13 protein-coding genes are annotated in these 17,967 nt (G+C 73.3%); 10 read left to right on the top strand and 3 right to left on the bottom strand.

The features are described from left to right. Window positions 1-132 precede the first annotated feature (132 nt). Entirely contained in the window at window positions 133-1,119 is a 987-nt protein-coding gene (gene holA, locus ACFWMZ_RS18060; protein ID WP_383182487.1) for a DNA polymerase III subunit delta, read from the top strand. Window positions 1,120-1,625: 506 nt separating this feature from the next. Here holA and rpsT read toward each other — a convergent pair. Continuing rightward, the gene (gene rpsT / locus ACFWMZ_RS18055; protein ID WP_383182489.1) at window positions 1,626-1,892 is read right to left on the bottom strand and encodes a 30S ribosomal protein S20; all 267 of its coding nucleotides are present in this window, start codon (window positions 1,890-1,892) and stop codon (window positions 1,626-1,628) included. Between the two features lie 310 nt (window positions 1,893-2,202). Between rpsT and lepA the strand changes: the two genes are divergently transcribed. The 4 genes from lepA to ACFWMZ_RS18035 all read left to right on the top strand — a co-directional run bounded on the left by lepA (window position 2,203) and on the right by ACFWMZ_RS18035 (window position 7,985). Continuing rightward, window positions 2,203-4,074 carry a translation elongation factor 4 gene (gene lepA, locus ACFWMZ_RS18050; RefSeq protein WP_383182491.1) on the top strand — a complete coding sequence of 624 codons (1,872 nt, stop codon included), beginning with the start codon at window positions 2,203-2,205 and terminating at the stop codon, window positions 4,072-4,074. A 522-nt stretch (window positions 4,075-4,596) separates the two neighbouring features. After that, window positions 4,597-6,483, top strand: a complete 1,887-nt coding sequence (locus tag ACFWMZ_RS18045; RefSeq protein ID WP_383182493.1) for an AMP-dependent synthetase/ligase — start codon at window positions 4,597-4,599, stop codon at window positions 6,481-6,483. A 102-nt stretch (window positions 6,484-6,585) separates the two neighbouring features. Then, a complete protein-coding gene (gene hemW / locus ACFWMZ_RS18040) occupies window positions 6,586-7,818 on the top strand; it encodes a radical SAM family heme chaperone HemW (RefSeq protein WP_383202594.1) in 1,233 nt (410 codons plus the stop codon). A gap of 5 nt (window positions 7,819-7,823) precedes the next feature. Continuing rightward, window positions 7,824-7,985, top strand: coding sequence for a hypothetical protein (locus tag ACFWMZ_RS18035; protein ID WP_383182871.1), 162 nt, complete (start codon window positions 7,824-7,826; stop codon window positions 7,983-7,985). Window positions 7,986-7,993: 8 nt separating this feature from the next. On the opposite strand, the gene ACFWMZ_RS18030 is transcribed toward ACFWMZ_RS18035, so the two are convergent. Beyond that, the gene (locus ACFWMZ_RS18030; protein ID WP_383182869.1) at window positions 7,994-8,827 is read right to left on the bottom strand and encodes a DUF3097 domain-containing protein; all 834 of its coding nucleotides are present in this window, start codon (window positions 8,825-8,827) and stop codon (window positions 7,994-7,996) included. 9 nt (window positions 8,828-8,836) lie between these two features. Continuing rightward, window positions 8,837-9,574 (bottom strand): MBL fold metallo-hydrolase, encoded by a 738-nt coding sequence (locus ACFWMZ_RS18025; protein WP_383202591.1) that lies wholly within the window; start codon window positions 9,572-9,574, stop codon window positions 8,837-8,839. A 221-nt stretch (window positions 9,575-9,795) separates the two neighbouring features. Between ACFWMZ_RS18025 and hrcA the strand changes: the two genes are divergently transcribed. From hrcA to ACFWMZ_RS18000, 5 genes are all read left to right on the top strand, one after another. Further along, a complete protein-coding gene (hrcA, locus tag ACFWMZ_RS18020) occupies window positions 9,796-10,812 on the top strand; it encodes a heat-inducible transcriptional repressor HrcA (protein WP_383182865.1) in 1,017 nt (338 codons plus the stop codon). Next, window positions 10,813-11,955: a molecular chaperone DnaJ gene (dnaJ, locus tag ACFWMZ_RS18015; RefSeq protein ID WP_383182863.1), complete on the top strand. Its 1,143-nt coding sequence runs from the start codon at window positions 10,813-10,815 to the stop codon at window positions 11,953-11,955. A 164-nt stretch (window positions 11,956-12,119) separates the two neighbouring features. Next, window positions 12,120-13,205: a nitronate monooxygenase gene (locus ACFWMZ_RS18010; protein WP_383182861.1), complete on the top strand. Its 1,086-nt coding sequence runs from the start codon at window positions 12,120-12,122 to the stop codon at window positions 13,203-13,205. Next, a complete protein-coding gene (locus tag ACFWMZ_RS18005; RefSeq protein WP_383202588.1) occupies window positions 13,202-13,933 on the top strand; it encodes a 16S rRNA (uracil(1498)-N(3))-methyltransferase in 732 nt (243 codons plus the stop codon). The genes ACFWMZ_RS18010 and ACFWMZ_RS18005 overlap by 4 nt, the downstream gene beginning before the upstream one ends. Before the next feature lie 278 nt (window positions 13,934-14,211). After that, window positions 14,212-17,559, top strand: coding sequence for a S41 family peptidase (locus ACFWMZ_RS18000; RefSeq protein WP_383202585.1), 3,348 nt, complete (start codon window positions 14,212-14,214; stop codon window positions 17,557-17,559). Window positions 17,560-17,967 lie beyond the last annotated feature (408 nt).

The following is a 17,967-nucleotide window of genomic DNA, read 5'->3' as shown; positions in this document are numbered from 1 at the left end:
GCGCCGGCTCGGCGCGGTCCCGCGGCTGCTGGGCTCCCGGGCGCCTGACCGGAGCCGTACGCGCGCTCGTCCGGCACCCGGCGTTCCCCGGTGGCGGCCGGGTGTCGGCGGCCCGTGGGATGCTGGACGACGATGCCCAGGAAGACTGCCAACGACGATCCGCTCGCCCCGCTCACCCTCGCCGTGGGCCAGGAGGATCTGCTTCTCGACCGCGCCGTGCAGCAGGTGGTGGCCGCCGCCCGCGCCGCCGACGCGGACACCGATGTCCGCGACCTCGCCTCGGACCAGCTCCAGCCCGGCACTCTCGCCGAGCTGACCAGCCCCTCGCTCTTCGCCGAGCGCAAGGTGGTGGTCGTACGCAACGCCCAGGACCTGTCGGCGGACTCGGTGAAGGACGTCAAGGCGTACCTCGGCGCGCCGGTCGAGGAGATCACCCTCATCCTGCTGCACGCCGGGGGCGCCAAGGGCAAGGGACTGCTCGACGCGGCCCGCAAGGCGGGCGCGCGCGAGGTGGCCTGCCCGAAGATGACCAAGCCCGCCGACCGGCTGGCCTTCGTCAAGAGCGAGTTCCGGGCGCTGGGGCGCACCGTCACCCCGGAGGCGTCGCAGACACTGGTCGACGCCATCGGCAGCGATCTGCGGGAGCTGGCCAGCGCGGTGTCGCAGCTCGCGGCGGACGTCGAGGGGACCATCGACGAGTCCGTGGTCGGGCGGTACTACACCGGGCGCGCGGAGGCGTCGAGCTTCACCGTGGCCGACCGGGCCGTGGAGGGGCGGACCGCGGAGGCGCTGGAGGCGCTGCGCTGGTCGCTGTCGACCGGGGTGGCGCCGGTGCTCATCACCAGCGCGCTGGCGCAGGGGGTGCGGGCGATCGGGAAGCTCTCCTCCGCCCGTGGGGGGCGGCCCGCCGATCTGGCCCGGGAGCTGGGGATGCCGCCCTGGAAGATCGACCGGGTGCGGCAGCAGATGCGGGGGTGGACTCCTGACGGGGTCGCCACCGCCCTGCGTGCGGTCGCCGCGGCCGACGCCGGGGTCAAGGGGGGCGGGGACGACCCCGAGTACGCCCTTGAGAAGGCGGTGGTTGCCATCGCGATGGCGGCGCGGGCTCGACGGGGGTGACCTCAAGCGCCGGTCAGGCCGGATTCGGGGCGCACCTCGACGAGCGTCGGGCGCCCGCTGCCGACGGCGCCGGCCACTGACTGGCCTCAAGCGCCGGCCAGGCTGTTGGGGGTGCGCTCGGGTGCAGGCCCGGCTGCCGGCGCCCGTCACCGATGGCCTCAGGCGCCGGCCGGGCTGAAGTTGCCGGGCCGGGACCTTGCCGAGCCCTCCCGTGAACCTCCGGCCGGAAACCCAGCCCGGTCGGCGTTTGAGGCCGGTCAGTGACCGGCACGGTCGCAGAGCAGCCCAGCCCAGCCGACCAGACGCCCCCACCCGAGCCCGGCCGGCAAGCCGAAACCCCCGCCTCGCCCTGGGGAAGGGCGGAACGGGGGTTCCGGATGGTGCTGGACTGCTGGATCCCGCACCCGCGTGGCGAACGCAGGCCGCGTGCGGGACCGGGTTGCCGGCCGGGGAGCGGATGAGAGGGCCCGCTGTGGTCCCTGGCCGACGGTCGGATCAGATCCGGGTCAGCCCTTGAGGGCGGCAGCCTGGGTGGCCAGCGCCGACTTCTTGTTGGCGGCCTGGTTCTTGTGGATGACACCCTTGGAGACGGCCTTGTCGAGCTGGCGCGACGCAGCGCGCGTGTACTCGGTGGCCTTCGCCGCGTCACCCGCGGCCACGGCCTCGCGGGCCTTGCGGATAGCGGTCTTGAGCGACGACTTGACGGCCTTGTTGCGCAGGCGCGCCTTCTCGTTGGTCTTGTTCCGCTTGATCTGGGACTTGATGTTCGCCACGAAAGAGCCTTTACAGGTTCAGGTTGGGTGTTTCCGGTCGTGTCCCGACGCTGAGAGGGCTACGAGACACATCGGGCCAGGCTACCAGCGGCCCCGTGGACGGCCCAAACCGGTCGTCGGTCGCCGCTCATGGGACGATGGGAGTCGCGGACCCTGGGGGCCGTGTGCCGATCCGCCGCCTGACGACAGACCCTGGCGGCCCGGTGGGCGCGCCCAGGCGGCGTCGGCCCACCCGAGGTGAGGCGCGTACCGTCCCCGTCCGGCTCCGCGCCGCCCGCCCGTCTCGACGTCTCAAGAATCAGGACCCCGCGTGCCCGCGACCCCCAGCCACGTTCCCGAGCCGAGCCGCACGGACCCGGCGCTGATCCGTAACTTCTGCATCATCGCCCACATCGACCACGGCAAGTCCACGCTGGCCGACCGGATGCTCCAGCTCACCGGCGTCGTCGAGCAGCGTGCGATGCGCGCGCAGTACCTCGACCGGATGGACATCGAGCGCGAGCGCGGCATCACGATCAAGTCGCAGGCCGTGCGTCTGCCCTGGGCCCCCACCGAGGGTCCTGACCAGGGCAGCACACACATCCTCAACATGATCGACACCCCGGGCCACGTCGACTTCACCTACGAGGTCTCCCGCTCGCTCGCCGCCTGCGAGGGCACGGTGCTGCTGGTCGACGCGGCGCAGGGCATCGAGGCGCAGACCCTCGCCAACCTCTACCTGGCGATGGAGAACGACCTCACGATCATCCCCGTCCTCAACAAGATCGACCTGCCCGCCGCCCAGCCGGAGAAGTTCTCCGAGGAGCTGGCCAACCTCATCGGCTGCGACCCCTCCGACGTGCTCAAGGTCTCCGCCAAGACCGGCCTGGGCGTCGAGGCGCTGCTGGACAAGGTGGTCGCCGAGGTCCCGCCCCCGGTCGGCGTCAAGGACGCCCCGGCCCGCGCGATGATCTTCGACTCGGTCTACGACTCGTACCGCGGCGTCGTCACCTACGTCCGGGTGGTCGACGGGCAGCTCAACAAGCGTGAGCGCATCCGGATGATGTCCACCGGCGCCACCCACGAGCTGCTGGAGATCGGCACCAACTCCCCGGAGATGCTCCCCGCCGACGGGCTCGGCGTGGGCGAGGTGGGCTACCTCATCACCGGCGTGAAGGACGTCCGCCAGTCCAAGGTCGGTGACACGATCACCTCGCTGTCCAAGGGCGCCGAGGAGGCGCTCGGCGGCTACAAGGACCCGAAGCCGATGGTCTTCTCGGGGCTGTACCCGCTGGACGGCTCGGACTACCCGCTGCTGCGCGACGCGCTCGACAAGCTTCAGCTCAACGACGCCGCCCTGGTCTACGAGCCGGAGACCTCCGCCGCCCTCGGCTTCGGCTTCCGCGTCGGCTTCCTCGGCCTGCTCCACCTCGACGTGATCCGTGAGCGGCTGGAGCGCGAGTTCAACCTCGACCTCATCGCCACCGCGCCCAACGTGGTCTACCGGGTCAACATGGAGGACGGCACCGAGCACCAGGTGACCAACCCCAGTGAGTTCCCCGAGGGCAAGATCGCCGAGGTGTACGAGCCGGTCGTGCGCGCCACCATCCTGGCGCCCAGCGAGTTCATCGGCGCGATCATGGAGCTCTGCCAGTCGCGGCGCGGTGTGCTGCTCGGCATGGACTACCTCTCCGAGGACCGGGTCGAGATCCGCTACACGCTGCCGCTCGCCGAGATCGTCTTCGACTTCTTCGACCAGCTGAAGTCCAAGACCCGCGGCTACGCCTCGCTGGACTACGAGCCCACCGGTGAGCAGAGCGCCCACCTGGTGAAGGTCGACATCCTCCTGCACGGCGACAAGGTCGACGCCTTCTCCGCCATCACCCACCGCGACCAGGCCTACGCCTACGGGGTGCGGCTGGTGGCGAAGCTGAGGGAGCTGATCCCGCGGCAGGCGTTCGAGGTGCCCGTGCAGGCGGCGATCGGCTCCCGGGTGATCGCCCGCGAGACCATTCGCGCCATCCGCAAGGACGTCCTCGCCAAGTGCTACGGCGGTGACATCTCGCGTAAGCGGAAGCTGCTGGAGAAGCAGAAGGAGGGCAAGAAGCGGATGAAGATGGTGGGCTCGGTCGAGGTCCCGCAGGAAGCCTTCATCGCGGTGCTGTCCAGTGACGACAACGGAGGCGGCAAGGCCAAGAAGTAGCCCGCGCGGGCGGACCGGGCCGCACCTGGCCCGGAGGCGGAACGGAGCGCGGGCGGGCGCCCGTCCGGCGGTCAGCCGGGCGGGCGCTTTCGCGTACCCGAGGGAGGGCGTGGCGGGAGAGCCGGCGGTCCGGGGCGTCGCCGTCCCGGGCACCGTTCTCCCGGCCGGTGGCCGAAACTCGCCCTCCCGGCGGCCCGCTCCCGCGCCCGGAGCACGATCTGTGGATGTCCCGTACACGGACGGTGGGAGAGCCGTGCCGGGTGTGGCGGCGGCACGCGACGGTGTGACGGGACGGCGGAGCCGGGCGGTGTGTGACCGGACCCACGGGTGCGCCCCGGTTCCCCGGCGGCCGCCGGGGGGATAGTGGCAGGACCAGTAATTGGTGGAAAGTGACAGGTCGCAGCCTCTTACGTGACGGGCGGTGGCGCTCTACCCTGATCACTGCTCGATGGTTACTCGCAAGTTAAACAACAGCCGCACCACCAGTCAGCAGCACGCACTGTCGCGGGCCCGGAGGATGTCGTGAGCGACGCACAGACCATGATCGAGAACCGGCCGCCCTCTGTGGCCACGCTTTTCCTTGAGCGCGTGGAGGCCACCCCCGACGCAGAGGCCTACCGGTACCCGGTCCCGCCGGCGCAGGACGGCCCGGACGACTGGAAGTCGCTGAGCTGGCAGCAGGCCGCGGCCAGGGTCTTCGCCATCGCGGCGGGCCTGATCGAACTCGGCGTCGAAGCCGAGCAGCGGGTCGCCCTCGCCTCCGCCACCCGGGTCGAGTGGATCCTCACCGACCTCGGCATCCTCTGCGCCGGAGCCGCGACCACCACCGTCTACCCCTCCACCAAGGCCGACGAGGCCGCCTTCATCCTGGCCGACTCCGAGAGCCGCGTCCTCGTCGCCGAGGACGCCGAGCAGCTCGCCAAGGCCCGCGAGAAGCGCGCCGAGCTGCCCCACCTGGCCCACGTCGTGGTCCTCGACCCGACCGGGGTCGAGGCGGCCGACGGTGACCCCGAGGGATGGGTGCTCAGCCTCGCCGACCTGGAGAAGCGCGGCGCGGCCCGGCTGGAGCGGGAGCCCGAGCTGATCAAGGAGCGGGTCGCGGCCATCACCGCCGACCAGCTCGCCACCGTCATCTACACCTCCGGCACCACCGGCCGCCCCAAGGGCGTCCGGCTGCCGCACGACAACTGGTCGTACATGGCGAAGGCCATCGCCGCCACCGGCCTGGTCGGCCCGGACGACGTCCAGTACCTGTGGCTGCCGCTCGCCCACGTCTTCGGCAAGGTGCTCACCTCCGGCCAGATCGAGGTCGGCCACGTCACCGCCGTCGACGGCCGCGTCGACAAGATCATCGAGAACCTGCCGGTCGTCCGGCCCACCTACATGGCGGCCGTCCCGCGCATCTTCGAGAAGGTCTACAACGGCGTCGCCGCCAAGGCCCGCGCCGGCGGCGGACCCAAGTACAAGATCTTCCAGTGGGCGGCCGGGGTCTCCCGCGAGTACGCGAGGACCACCCAGGACAACTTCCGCCGCACCGGCAAGGCGACCGCCCCCACCGGGCTCACCGCCAAGCACGCCGTCGCCGACAAGCTCGTCTACGCCAAGATCCGCGAGGCCTTCGGCGGGCGGCTGCGGGCCTGCATCTCCGGCTCGGCCGCGCTCGCCCCCGACATCGGTTTCTTCTTCGCCGGGGCCGGGGTGCACATCCTGGAGGGGTACGGCCTCACCGAGACCAGCGCCGCCTCCTTCGTCAACCCGGGCGAGGCGTACCGCACCGGCACCGTCGGCAAGCCGCTCCCCGGCACCGAGGTCCGGATCGCCGACGACGGCGAGATCCTGCTGCGCGGACCCGGCGTCATGGAGGGGTACCACCAGCTCCCCGAGAAGACCGCCGAGGTGCTGGAGGGCGACGGCTGGTTCCACACCGGCGACATCGGCGAACTCTCCCCCGACGGGTACCTCAAGATCACCGACCGCAAGAAGGACCTGATCAAGACCTCGGGCGGCAAGTACATCGCCCCCGCCGAGGTCGAGGGCCAGTTCAAGGCGATCTGCCCGTTCGTCTCCAACATCCTGGTCCACGGCGCCGACCGGAACTTCTGCACCGCCCTCATCGCCCTGGACGAGCCCACGCTGCTCGGCTGGGCCAAGGAGCAGAACCTCCCCGTCACCACCTACGCCGAGATCGTCGCCCGTCCCGAGACGCAGGAGCTCATCGAGGGGTACGTCAACCGCCTCAACGAGGGCCTCCAGCGGTGGCAGACGATCAAGAAGTTCAAGCTCCTCCCGCGCGACCTCGACATCGAGCACGGCGAGCTGACCCCCAGCCTCAAGCTGAAGCGGCCCGTCGTGGAGCGTGAGTTCGGGCACCTCATCGACGAGATGTACGCGGGCACCCGCGAGGCCTGACCCGGCCGCGCACCCCGTCCCGCACGCCCGCCGGACCCCGGCCGGACGGTCCCCGCGACCGCCCGGCCGGGGTCCGGCCGCGCGTGCGGGACAATGGACCCCATGCCTTCCGCACTCCCCGACGGTGAGCCCGTGCCCGCAGACGGCACGCTGCCCGCGTCCGCCCTCGACGGTGCGGCCACCCGCCCCCTCGGCTTCTACCTGCACGTGCCGTACTGCGCCACCCGCTGCGGCTACTGCGACTTCAACACCTACACCGCCACCGAGCTGCGCTCCTCCGGCGGCGTCCTCGCCTCCCGCGACAACTACGCCGACACCCTCGCGGGCGAGGTCCGCCTCGCCCGCGAGGTCCTCGGCGACGACCCGCGCGAGGTCCGCACCGTCTTCGTCGGCGGCGGCACGCCCACCCTCCTCGCCGCCCGCGACCTGGTCCGGATGCTGGAGGCGGTCCGCTCCGAGTTCGGCCTCGCCCCCGACGCCGAGATCACCACCGAGGCCAACCCGGAGTCCGTCGACCCCGCCTACCTCGCCGAACTGCGCGAAGGCGGCTTCAACCGGATCTCCTTCGGCATGCAGAGCGCCCGGCAGCACGTCCTGAAGGTCCTCGACCGGCAGCACACCCCCGGCCGTCCCGAGGCCTGCGTCGCCGAGGCCCGCGCCGCCGGCTTCGACCACGTCAACCTCGACCTGATCTACGGCACCCCCGGCGAGAGCGACGACGACTGGCGCGCCTCGCTGGACGCGGCCATCGGCGCCGGGCCCGACCACGTCTCCGCGTACGCCCTGATCGTGGAGGAGGGCACCGGCCTCGCCCGCCGCATCCGGCGCGGCGAGGTGGCGCCCACCGACGACGACGAGCACGCCGACCGGTACCTGATCGCCGACACGTTGCTCGCCGAGGCCGGGTACCAGTGGTACGAGGTCTCCAACTGGGCCACCACCGAGGCGGGCCGCTGCCTCCACAACGAGCTGTACTGGCGCGGCGCCGACTGGTGGGGCGCGGGCCCCGGCGCCCACAGCCACGTCGGCGGCGTCCGCTGGTGGAACGTCAAGCACCCCGGCGCCTACGCCGCCGCCCTCGCCGACTCCCGCTCACCCGGCGCCGGACGCGAACTCCTCACCGCCGAGGACCGCCGCGTCGAACGCGTCCTCCTGGAACTCCGCCTCGCCGACGGCTGCCCCCTCGACATCCTCCACCCGGCGGGCCTGGCGGCCGCCCACCGCGCCCTGGCCGACGGCCTCCTCGCCGAGCAGCCCTTCGCCGAGGGCCGCGCCGTCCTCACGCTGCGGGGCCGGCTGCTGGCGGACGCGGTGGTGCGGGACCTGGTGGACTGACCGCCTTGCCCCTCGCGCGGGTGTACGGCGAGGGCGAGCAGGCCGACTACCGGCTGGAGCAGACGTACTCCTTCGGGCTGGACGTGCCCCTGCCGCTGCTCGACGTCGTGCTGGAGACGGGCGACTTCCCGACTCTGCCGCCGGTCAAGCGCCACCGGCGGCCCTGAGGCGTCGCCTATCCGTCCTCAGCAGGTGCCGTCACGAAGTCGATCAGTTCCTCGACCCGGCCCAGCAGGGCCGGCTCCAGGTCCTTGTAGGTGCGGACCGCGGGGAGGATGCGGCGGTGCCAGGCCGCGCCGGTGTCGGTGGGCCAGCCCAGCGCGCGACAGGTGCCGGTCTTCCAGTCCTGACCGCGCGGGACGTCGGGCCAGCCGGGAATGCCGACCGAAGCGGGCTTCACCGCCTGCCAGATGTCGATGTACGGGTGGCCGACGACCAGCGCGTGCGGGCTGCTGACGGCGGCCGCGATACGGGACTCCTTGGAGCCGGGGACCAGGTGGTCGACGAGGACGCCGAGGCGGGCGTCGGGGCCCGGGGCGAAGGACTCCACGATCGCGGGCAGGTCGTCGACGCCCTCCAGGTACTCCACGACGACGCCCTCGATGCGCAGGTCGTCGCCCCAGACCCGCTCGACCAGCTCGGCGTCGTGGCGGCCCTCCACGTAGATACGGCCCGCCCGCGCCACCCGCGCCCGCGCGCCCGGCACCGCCACCGAGCCGGAGGCGGTCCGCGACGGCCCGGCGGGGGCCTGCCCGGCCTTCGGGCGGACCAGGGTGACCGGGCGGCCCTCCAGCAGGAAGCCGCGCTCCACCATGGGGAAGACCCGGTGCTTGCCGAACCGGTCCTCCAGGGTGACCACTGGGCCCTCGGCGGACTTCTCGCAGCGGATCACCGCGCCGCAGAAGCCGCTGGCGGGCTCCTCCACGACGAGGTCGGGGAGCGCCTCGACCTCGGGGGCGGGCGTCCGCTTCTTCCACGGCGGGGTCAGATCCGGCTGGTAGCTGCGCATGGGCAGACGTTATGACAGGGCGAACCGGCGGGCCAGCTCATCACGTTGGGCCCGCACGAACGCCGCACCGACGGCCGCCCCGTGCCCGGGCACGTAGACCGCGTCCGGGCCACCGAGCGCCAGCAGCCTCTCCAGCGCCTCCGGCCAGCGCGCGGGCACCGCGTCGGCCCCCGCCTGCGGCTCGCCGGACTCCTCGACCAGGTCGCCGCAGAAGACCACGTCGGGGGTGCCCGGCACCAGGACGACCAGGTCGTGGCCGGTGTGGCCGGGGCCCAGGTTGGCGAGGACGGCCCGGTGGACGCCGCCCAGCTCCACCACGGCCTCCCCGGAGACCGCGTGGCGCGGCACCACCAGGGCGTCGGCGGCCTCGCCCGCCTCGCGGGGGGACAGCCCGTGGCGTACCGCGTCGGCCTCCAGCGTGTCGGTGTGGGTGAGGACGGCGTCGAGGCCGACGGCGCCGTGGACCTCCGCGCCCGCGAAGGCGGCGGCGCCGAAGACGTGGTCGAAGTGGGCGTGGGTCAGTGCCAGATGCGTCACACGCCGGACCCCGCGCTCGCGCAGGACGCGCTCGGCCGAGCGGCGCAGCAGGGCGCCCTCGCGCAGGGAGGCGCCCGCGTCCACCAGCAGGGCGCCGGACGGGCCCACGACCAGCCCGGCCGTCGCGTCCCAGCGGGGCAGCCGCAGCCGCCCGACGCCGGGGGCGAACCACTCCCAGCCGGGTCCGCGCGCGGTCTCGTACGCGTTCATCGCCTCATCACCCCTCCACCTTCTCAGGCGACGCGACGGCATACCCGGCGGTACCGGGTGACTTCGCCGCCCGACCCGGGCCGTGTCCGCCCCGGCCTTGCCGCAGGTGTACCGGTCAGCCGTACACTGGTCGGCGACGTGGTTGGCACTCGCGCGAGGTGAGTGCCAGCAGAGACCCGCGGGGGACGCGGGAGGCGTGGCAGGCGACTGGGAGGTGCGCGGTGCTCAGCGAACGAAGGCTCGAAGTGCTGCGCGCGATCGTCCAGGACTACGTGGGCACCGAGGAGCCGGTCGGCTCGAAGGCGCTGACCGAGCGCCACCAGCTCGGCGTCTCCCCGGCCACGGTCCGCAACGACATGGCCGCGCTGGAGGACGACGGGTACATCGCCCAGCCGCACACCAGCGCGGGGCGCATCCCGACCGACAAGGGGTACCGCCTCTTCGTCGACCGGCTGGCCGACGTGAAGCCGATGACGGCGCCCGAGCGGCGTGCCATTCATCACTTCCTCGACCAGGCCGTCGACCTGGACGACGTGGTGGCCCGCACGGTGCGGCTGCTCGCGCAGCTCACCCGGCAGGTCGCCGTGGTGCAGTACCCGTCACTGACCCGGTCCACGGTCCGGCACGTGGAGCTGCTGTCGATGGCCCCGGCCCGGCTGATGCTGGTGCTGATCACCGACACCGGGCGGGTCGAGCAGCGGATGATCGACTGCCCGGCGCCGTTCGGCGAGTCCTCCGTGGCCGACCTGCGGGCCCGGCTGAACAGCCAGGTCGCGGGGCGGCGCTTCGCCGACGTCCCGCAGTTGGTGCAGGACCTTCCGGAGGCCTTCGAGAGCGAGGACCGGCCCACCGTCTCGACGGTGCTGTCCACGCTCCTGGAGACCCTGGTCGAGGAGACCGAGGAGCGGCTGATGATCGGCGGCACCGCCAATCTCACGCGCTTCGGGCATGACTTCCCTCTCACCATCCGCCCCGTCCTGGAGGCGCTGGAGGAGCAGGTCGTCCTGCTCAAACTCCTCGGTGAGGCGAAGGATTCGGCCATGACCGTACGGATCGGTCATGAGAACGCCCATGAGGGCCTCAGCTCCACGTCGGTCGTCTCGGTCGGCTACGGTTCGGGACGCGAGGCAGTCGCCAAACTCGGCGTGGTCGGACCGACCCGCATGGATTACCCCGGAACGATGGGAGCGGTACGCGCAGTGGCACGTTACGTCGGACAGATCCTGGCGGAGTCGTAAGTGGCCACGGACTACTACGCCGTACTCGGCGTGCGCCGCGACGCTTCCCAGGACGAGATCAAGAAGGCATTCCGCAGACTCGCCCGCGAGCTGCACCCGGATGTCAATCCGGATCCCAAGACGCAGGAGCGCTTCAAGGAGATCAACGCCGCCTACGAGGTCCTCTCCGACCCGCAGAAGAAGCAGGTCTACGACCTCGGCGGCGACCCCATGTCGCAGAACGGCGGCGGAGGCGGCGCGGGCGGCTTCGGCCAGGGCGGCTTCGGCAACTTCTCCGACATCATGGACGCCTTCTTCGGCACGGCGTCCCAGCGCGGCCCCCGCTCGCGCACCCGGCGCGGCCAGGACGCCATGATCCGGCTCGACATCGAGCTGGACGAGGCCGCCTTCGGCACCACCAAGGACATCCAGGTCGACACGGCCGTCGTCTGCAACACCTGCAACGGTGAGGGCGCCGCCCCCGGCACCTCCGCGCAGACCTGCGACATGTGCCGCGGCCGCGGTGAGGTCTCCCAGGTCACCCGGTCCTTCCTCGGCCAGGTCATGACCTCCCGCCCCTGCCCCCAGTGCCAGGGCTTCGGCACCGTGGTGCCCACCCCCTGCCCGGAGTGCGCCGGGGACGGCCGGGTCCGCTCGCGCCGCACGCTGACGGTGAAGATCCCGGCCGGCGTCGACAACGGCACCCGCATCCAGCTCGCGGGCGAGGGCGAGGTCGGCCCCGGCGGCGGCCCCGCCGGCGACCTGTACGTGGAGATCCACGAGCTGCCCCACTCGGTCTTCCAGCGCCGCGGCGACGACCTGCACTGCACGGTCACCATCCCGATGACGGCCGCGGCCCTCGGCACCAAGGTGCCGCTGGAGACGCTGGACGGCATGGAGGAGATCGACATCCGGCCCGGCACCCAGTCCGGCCAGTCGGTGCCGCTGCACGGCCGCGGCGTCACGCACCTGCGCGGCGGCGGCCGGGGCGACCTGATCGTGCACGTCGAGGTGACCACGCCCGGCAAGCTCGACGCCGAGCAGGAGCACCTGCTGCGCGAACTGGCCAAGCTGCGCGGCGAGGAGCGGCCCACCGGCCAGTTCCAGCCCGGCCAGCAGGGCCTGTTCTCCCGCCTGAAGGACGCGTTCAACGGCCGCTCCTGAGCCGTCCGGACCCGCACGTTCCGGGGCCCGGCACCGCCTGACGGCGGGGCCGGGCCCCGAGGCGTTTCCCGGGGATCCGTCCGGGCGGGGCCGGCGCGGGGAGCCCGGCGGATGGGGAGGAGTCGAGATTCGGCGGGATGCGGGGGACATGGCACGATGCGGTCATGTCCCGTGCGCTGACCGACCTCTGCGATGTCCCGATCGTGCAGGCCCCGATGGCCGGCGGCGGCTCGTGCCCCGCCCTCGCGGCGGCCGTCAGCGACGCCGGGGGGCTCGGTTTCCTCGCCGCCGGCTACAAGACCGCCGACGGCATGTACCAGGAGATCACCCAGCTCAGGGCGCTCACCTCGCGCCCGTTCGGCGTCAACCTCTTCCTCCCGCAGCCCGAGTGCGCCGACCCCGCCACCGTCGAGGTCTACCGCCACCAGCTGGCGGGGGAGGCCGCCTGGTACGAGACACCGCTCGGCGACAGCGAGTGCGGCCAGGACGACAACTGGGACGCCAAACTCGCCATCCTCCTCGACGATCCCGTACCGCTGGTCTCCTTCACCTTCGGCTGCCCCGGCGCCGAGGTGATCGACTCCTTCCGGCGCGCCGGGACCCGCACCGCCGTCACCGTCACCACGCCCGAGGAGGCCCGCGCCGCCGAGGAGGCCGGGGCCGACGCGCTCTGCGTCCAGGGCGTCGAGGCCGGCGGCCACCAGGGCACCCACCGCGACGACCCCGAACGCGACGGGGCCGGGATCGGCCTGCTCACCCTCCTCACCCTGGTCCGCGAGGCGGTGCACCTGCCGATGATCGCGGCGGGCGGGATCATGCGCGGCGAGCAGATAGCCGCCGCCGTCGCCGCCGGGGCGCAGGCCGCCCAGCTCGGCACCGCCTTCCTGGTCTGCCCCGAGTCCGGCGCCCCGCTGCTCCACAAGCAGGCCCTCACCAACCCCCTGTTCACCCGCACCGAGCTGACCCGGGCCTTCTCCGGACGCCCGGCCCGCGGGCTCGTCAACCGCTTCCTGCGCGAACACGGCCGGTACGCCCCGGCCGCCTACCCGCAGGTCCACCACGTCACCTCCCCGCTGCGCAAGGCCGCCGCCCGCACCGGCGACGCCCAGGGCATGGCGCTCTGGGCCGGTCAGGGCCACCGGCTCGCCCGCGAACTGCCCGCCGCGCAGTTGGTGGAGGTCCTCGCCGCCGAGACGGCCGCCGCCGTCCTCGCGCTCGGCGGCCCGTCGTCCCCTGGAGGCATCCGATGACCGCACCCGTCTTCCTCGTCGACAAGGTCGCCTCCGGCACCGTCCTCCTCGACGGACCCGAGGGCCGGCACGCCGTCTCCGTGCGGCGGCTCCAGCCCGGCGAGCCCGTCGTCCTCACGGACGGGGCGGGAAGCGGGGCCTTCGGGACCGTGGCCTCGGCGGAGGGCAAGGACAGGCTGTACGTGGCCGTGGACGAGGTACGGGAGGAGCCGGCGCCCCGGCCGCGGATCACCGTGGTGCAGGCGCTGCCCAAGGGGGACCGGGGGGAGCTCGCCGTCGAGACGATGACCGAGACCGGGGTCGACGCGATCGTGCCCTGGGCGGCCTCGCGGTGCATCACCCAGTGGAAGGGGGAGCGTGGGCAGAAGTCGCTCGGGAAGTGGCGGGGCACTGCGCGTGAGGCGGGGAAGCAGTCGCGGCGGTTGAGGTTTCCCGAGGTCGCGGAGGTGCACAGTACCCGGCAGGTCGCCGCGCTTCTCGGCTCGGCCGACCTGGCCGCCGTCCTCCACGAGGAGGGGAGTTCTCCGCTGGCGCGGGCCGAGCTCCCTGCCGCGGGGTCGATCGTGCTCGTGGTCGGGCCCGAGGGGGGTGTCTCCCCGGAGGAGCTGGCCGCCTTCGCCGAGGCGGGGGCCGGGGCGTACCGGCTGGGGGCGAGTGTGTTGCGCACCTCTACCGCGGGGACCGCGGGGGTCGCGTTGTTGCTGGGGCGGAGTGGGCGCTGGGGGTGAGCCCTCCGGGCTGGGTGAGCCCTCCGGGCTGGGCTGTGTGGGGGGCGCTGTTCGGTTGGCCGTGCCGGTTCGGGGGGCCTCAAGCGCCGGCCGGGCTCGGGGGTTCGCGGTTTGTCCGCCGGTGGTGGGTGGGGTGATTGCCGGGTGCTGCTTCGTTGAGCGGTGCGGGACGGGGGTGGGGTGTTGGGGTGGCTGGTGGGGCGGGGGCGGGGGATGAGATCCGGGCAAGTGATCCAAGGGCCTCCCCGAGGGGTGGGTCCGCTGCATAGGCTGATCGGGTGACACAGCCTGCGTACCTCCGGTTTCCGCATGTCCACGGCGAGTTGGTCGCCTTCGCCGCTGAGGATGACGTCTGGGTGGCGCCGCTCGACGGCGGGCGCGCCTGGCGGGTGAGCGCCGACAACATGCCGGTCGATCATCCGCGCTTCTCGCCCGACGGCACCACGGTCGCCTGGACCTCCACTCGCGACGGCGCCCCCGAGGTGCACGTCGCGCCTGTCGACGGTGGGCCTTCCCGGCGTCTGACCCATTGGGGCAGTGGCCGCACCTCCGTGCGCGGCTGGACCCCCGGGGGGCGTGTTCTCGCCCTCACCACGCAGGGGCAGGCGTCCCTGCGCCGCAGTTGGGCCCGGGCCGTGCCGCTCGACGGCGGGCCCGCGCCGACCCTGCCCTTCGGCCCCGTCGGTGATGTCGCGTACGGGCCCGACGGGCAGGTGCTGCTGATGTCGGTGCCGATGGGCCGCGAGGCCGCCTGGTGGAAGCGGTACCGGGGCGGCACCGCCGGGAAGCTCTGGATCGGCACCGAGGGCGGGGAGTTCAGCCGCCTCCACGCCGACCTCGACGGCAACATCGAGTACCCGCTCTGGGTGGGTGACCGCATCGCCTTCCTCAGTGACCACGAAGGGGTCGGGGCGCTCTACTCGTCGCTGCCCGACGGCACCGGGTTGCGCCGCCACACGCCGCTCACCGACCCGGAGACCGGCCTGCCCGCCTTCTACGCGCGGCACGCCGCCACCGACGGCACCCGCGTCGTCTACGGCTCGGCCGGTCGGCTGTGGATTCTCGACAGCCTCCAGGCTTCCGATGACGAGCAGAGCTCCGAGGAGCCCGCCGCCGAGGGCGACGCGAAGGCGCAGCCCAAGCGCGGCAAGAAGGGGCGTAAGGCCGCCGCAGCCCCGGCGCCGCGTCCGCTCGACATCCGGCTCGGCGGGCAGCGGACCGACCTGCAGCCCCGGCCCGTCGAACCCGGCCGCGACCTCGGCGGGGCATCCCCCGACCACACCGGCCGGGGGAGCGCCGTCACCGTGCGCGGTGCCGTCCACTGGGTCACCCACCGGTCGGGTCCGGCCCGGCTGCTCTCCGGCGAGCCTGGTGTCCGGCACCGCCTGCCGCGCGCCTTCCGGGTCGACGGCGAGGAGTACGTCGCCTGGGTCACCGATGCCGAGGGCGACGACGCGCTGGAGTTCGCGCCCGCCACCGGCACCGCCCCCGGGTCCACCCCGCGCCGGGTCGCGGCCGGGCAGCTCGGCCGGGTGCTCCAGCTCCGGATGGCGCCCGACGGCAGCCGGGCCGCCGTCGCCTCACACGACGGGCGGGTGCTGCTGGTCGACCGGGAGACCGGCGAGGTGCGTGAGGTCGACCGCAGCGAGGACGGCGACGCCACCGGCCTCGTCTTCTCCCCGGACTCCTCCTGGCTCGCCTGGTCCCACCCCGGCCCGGAGCCGCTGCGCCAGCTCAAACTGGCCAACACCACCGACCTCACCGTCTCCGAGGCGACCCCGCTGCGGTTCAACGACCACAGCCCCGCCTTCACCCTCGACGGCAGACACCTCGCCTTCCTCTCCGAGCGCTCCTTCGACCCGGTCTACGACGACCACGTCTTCGACCTGGCCTTCCTCGACAGCAGCCGACCGCACCTGATCACCCTCGCGGCCACCACCCCCTCGCCCTTCGGCCCGCAGCGGCACGGGCGGCCCTTCGAGGCGCCCGACAAGGACGAGACGCCCGACAGCGAGGGCGCCCCCGCCACCCGCATCGACCTGGACGGCCTGGCCGACCGGATCGTGCCGTTCCCCGTCGACGCGGGCCGCTACTCGGGGCTGCGCGCCGCCAAGGACGGCGTCCTGTGGCTCAGCCACCCGCTGCGCGGCACCCTCGGCGCCGCCCACGCCGGGTCGGACTCCCCGCGCCCCCGCTCGGTCCTGGAGCGGTACGACTTCGCCCAGCGCCGTATCGAGGAACTCGCCTCACCGGCCGACGGGTTCACCGTCACCGGCGACGGCAAGCGGGTCCTGCTCCGCGTCGACGGCGAGCTGCGGCTGGTCCCCAGCGACCGCCGCGCCCCGCACGAGGACGACGGCGAGCACCGCGTCACCGTCGACCTCGGCCGGATCCGGCAGACCCTCGAACCAGCCGCCGAATGGCGCCAGATGTACGACGAGGCCGGCCGCCTGATGCGGGACCACTTCTGGCGTTCCGACCTCGGCGACGTCGACTGGGACGGCGTACTCGACCGCTACCGCCCGGTGCTGGAGCGCGTCGCCACCCACAGCGACCTGGTCGACCTGCTCTGGGAGGTGCAGGGCGAACTCGGCACCTCGCACGCCTACGTCACCCCGCACGGCGCCTGGGTCGGCCCCCGGCTGCGGCAGGGCCTGCTCGGCGCCGACCTCGCCCGCGACGAGGAGGGCGTCTGGCGCGTCGAGCGGGTGCTGCCCTCGGAGACCTCCGACCCGCACGCCCACTCCCCGCTCGCCGCCCCCGGCGTCGCGATCCGGGCGGGCGATGCCATCCTCGCCGTCGACGGGCAGCCCGTCGACACGGTGACCGGCCCGGGGCCGCTGCTGGTCGGCACCGCCGGGAAGCCCGTGGAGCTGACCGTCTCCCCGTCCGGCGGCGGCGACCCGCGCCACACCGTGGTCGTCCCGGTCGCCGACGAGGAGCCGCTGCGCTACCACGCCTGGGTCGCCGACCGCCGGGCCCACGTGCACGCCCTCTCCGACGGGCGCCTCGGTTACCTGCACGTCCCCGACATGCAGGCGCCCGGCTGGGCACAGATCCACCGCGACCTGCGCGTCGAGGCGGCCCGCGAGGGCCTGGTCGTCGACATCCGGGAGAACCGCGGCGGCCACACCTCGCAGCTCGTGGTGGAGAAGCTGGCCCGCCGCATCGTCGGCTGGGACGTGCCGCGCGGCATGCGGCCCTCCAGCTACCCCCTGGACGCGCCGCGCGGTCCCGTGGTGGCCGTCGCCAACGAGTTCTCCGGCTCGGACGGCGACATCGTCAACGCCGCCATCAAGGCGCGCGGGATCGGGCCGGTCGTCGGCGTGCGCACCTGGGGCGGCGTCATCGGCATCGACAGCCGCTACAGCCTGGTCGACGGCACCGCCGTCACCCAGCCCAAGTACGCCTTCTGGCTGGAGGGCCAGGGCTGGGACGTGGAGAACTACGGCGTCGACCCCGACATCGAGGTCGTCTGCGCCCCGCACGACCACGCCGCGAACCGCGACCCGCAACTGGACGAGGCGGTACGCGTGGCCCTCGCCGCCCTGGAGGAGACCCCGGCCCTCACCCCGCCCGGCCTGCCGGAGCCGAAGCGGCCGGCGGGGGGCCAGTACCGGGCCTGACTCGGGGGCGGTGGCTGGTGCGCGGTACTGATACCGCGCACCAGCCCCCGCGGACACTCCAGGGAGGTGGGGGCTGCCCACAGCACCCCCGAGCCTGGTCGACACCAACGTTCGCCTCGGGCCGACGCGTGCAGAACCACCTGCCCGCCGTGACGTCCACACGCAGCCCCCAAAGCCCGGCCGGCGCTTGGGGCCGTCTTTGACGGGCAGGGTCGGTGCGGGCCCGGCCACCCCGTAGCCCGGCCGGCGCTTGGGGCCGTCTTTGACGGGCAGGGTCGGTGCGGGCCCGGCCACCCCGTAGCCCGGCCGGCGCTTGGGGCCGTCTTTGACCGGCACGGTCGACACGAGCTCCAGCCACTCCAAGCCCGGCCGGCGCTTGAGGCCACCCACTCCCTCCGGCCGGAGGGT

The organism is Streptomyces sp. NPDC058373 (assembly GCF_042723275.1).
GTDB lineage: Bacteria > Actinomycetota > Actinomycetes > Streptomycetales > Streptomycetaceae > Streptomyces.
Note: the sequence above shows the minus strand (reverse complement) of the source record. Positions and strands in the feature narration are given on the sequence as shown.